Source organism: Myxococcus vastator (genome assembly GCF_010894475.1).
GTDB lineage: Bacteria > Myxococcota > Myxococcia > Myxococcales > Myxococcaceae > Myxococcus > Myxococcus vastator.
Map to the genome: position 1 here is coordinate 1 of NZ_JAAIYB010000958.1, position 522 is coordinate 522.

The window sequence follows — 522 nt, forward strand, 5'->3', positions numbered from 1 at the left end:
CCTCTGGCGAGCGTGACCCCGGGTCCCCCATCCACAGACTTTGCCGCCCCCGCGGCGCCGTCTTCCTACCCGCCCTTGGTGTGTGTCCGGAGGGCCTTGTACCCCTCCAGCGAAGCTGCGTGTGAAACCTTCCCCCTTACACCGCTTACGGCCCCTTCAGATGTGCGTGCCCGGTGCCCCCCAGCACCGTCACCCGGGGGAGCCGAGGCCCCCCCTTCACCTGTCCTGCCGCGTCCCAGGGCACCGCGGGCCTTGAGAGGGCCCGCAGCCGTGCCTGCGTCTGAGCGCGTCCGAACGTCTGCGGGCGCATGGACGCCACCCGCGTTACGTTCCTCGACTGGATTTGGATGGCTGCCGTCACGGCTGAATTCGCCAGGACCGCCAGCTGTGCCCGCTTCGCCCCCGCGAAGGTGGCCAGCTCCGGAATGACGATGCCCTCCAAAGCCCCCCCAGTGGCCTCGAGCCACTCCCCCCGGGAAAAGCGCCCCGGCCGTTGAGCCGTGGCCCTGCTCCCCTTGTCGC

The 522-nt window shown here is 70.5% G+C and carries 1 protein-coding gene; it reads right to left on the bottom strand.

Features of this window, described 5'->3' with window-relative positions; genetic code table 11:
* Window positions 1-145: 145 nt before the first annotated feature.
* Window positions 146-522, bottom strand: a 377-nt coding sequence (locus G4D87_RS38540) for a hypothetical protein (RefSeq protein ID WP_240358961.1), incomplete at its 5' end; no start/stop codon positions are given.